1 protein-coding gene is annotated in these 1,629 nt (G+C 67.8%); it reads left to right on the top strand.

Annotated elements, in window-relative coordinates:
• The first annotated feature begins 124 nt into the window (after positions 1-124).
• Entirely contained in the window at positions 125-1,477 is a 1,353-nt protein-coding gene (locus tag AC1D34_RS37415; RefSeq protein ID WP_476827010.1) for an IS1380 family transposase, read from the top strand.
• Positions 1,478-1,629 lie beyond the last annotated feature (152 nt).

Below are 1,629 nucleotides of genomic sequence, written 5' to 3'. Positions count from 1 at the left end.
TAGCCCGAATCATTCACCAGGGCGGGCAATTGAGCTGGCGGATGTAGCGTAAGATTTTGATATGACGTAGGATTCGGTTGCTGAAGCCAATCCTGCCCGTCCCTCTTCGGCTGCCACATCCGCCATGACCGACGATACGATTCCGCCGTTCTCGTTTCCAGCCGTGGGGCGCAAGAAGATCACAGCAGCCTTCGACGGCGGACGCCTGTCGTCGGATGGCGGCGTGATGTTGCTGGCCCAGGCAGAGCGCCGGCTCGGCATTGCCGATCGGCTTGCCGCGCTCATGCCCGACCGGCGAGATCCGGCGCGGGTGACGCATGCGATGGCCGACATGATCCGCGCCCGCATCTTCGCGATCGCGTGCGGCTATGAGGACTGCAACGACTTCGGTCCGCTGCGGGCCGATCCGGCCTTCAAGCTTGCCTGCGGTCGTCTGCCCGAGAGCGGCCCAGACCTGGCCTCGCAGCCCACCCTGTCGCGACTGGAGAACGCGCCCACGGTGCGCGACGCCATCCGGTTGAGCTATGCCCTCGTCGACCAATGGCTGGCGAGCTACCCGGCAGCGCCGGCCGGCGTCACGCTCGACATCGACGACAGCTGCGACGTCGTCCACGGCCATCAGCAGCTGTCGCTGTTCAACGCCCATTACGACGAGCGCTGCTTCCTGCCGATCCACGTCTACGACACCGCGACGGGCCGTCCTGTCGCCATCGTGCTCAGAGCCGGCAAGACGCCGTCGGGCGTCGAGGTTCGTGCCCACATCCGCCGGCTGGTGCGGCGCATCCGCGGACGGTGGCCGACGACCCGCGTCACGATCCGCGGCGACGGCCACTATGCCCGGCCCGAGGCCATGGACTGGTGCGAGGACAACGGCGTCACCTACATCTTCGGGCTCACCGGCACGCGGCCACTCACCGCCAAGGTCGAGGCGACGGCCGATGCCGTGCGCACCCGGCGCGCGGTCGAGAACGCCGACGGGGTGAGGGACTTCGCCGAGACCCGTCACAGGGCCAAGAGCTGGCGCCGCGAGCGCCGGGCCGTCGCGCGCATCGAAGCGACCAGACTCGGGCTCGACATCCGCTTCGTCGTCACCAACCTCGCGGCCAGCCCGCGGATCGTCTATGAGACCCTCTACTGCGCCCGCGGCCAGGCCGAGAACCTAATCAAGGCGCACAAGACCCATCTCGCCTCGGATCGCACGTCTTGCCGAAGGGCGGTCGCCAACCAGGTCCGGCTCGTCCTTCACACCGCCGCCTACTGGCTCCTGCTCGCCGTCCGCGACGCCGTCCCGGCGGTCCGCGATCTGGCGAAGGCCGAGTTCTCGACCCTGCGGCTGCGCCTGGTGAAGATCGCCGTCCGTGTCCAGGAAACCATCAGCCGCATTCGGCTCTCCTATGCGGCCTGTCATCCCGAGGCCGATCTGTTCCAAGGCCTCGTCACCGCGCTCGCGCCACAGCCACGGGGCGCCGCACCATGATCGGCGGGGCCGAGGACGCCCCGACGAACTGAAGCCCAAGCCTCCAACGCGTTCTTCAAGTTCACTCCGCCGATGCGGTGAAAAACACGCCACGGCTCGCCGCGCCGTCGCCCCAGATGCTCATTCAGCCAAGCCTTCATGAATACGACGGG

Source organism: Allobosea sp. P1_A7, assembly GCF_056406775.1.
Note: the sequence above shows the minus strand (reverse complement) of the source record. Positions and strands in the feature narration are given on the sequence as shown.

Bases quoted from the DNA above. Each gene is read 5' to 3' on its own strand.
- AC1D34_RS37415 (WP_476827010.1), top strand. From the start codon at position 125: ATGACCGACGATACGATTCCGCCGTTCTCGTTTCCAGCCGTGGGGCGC.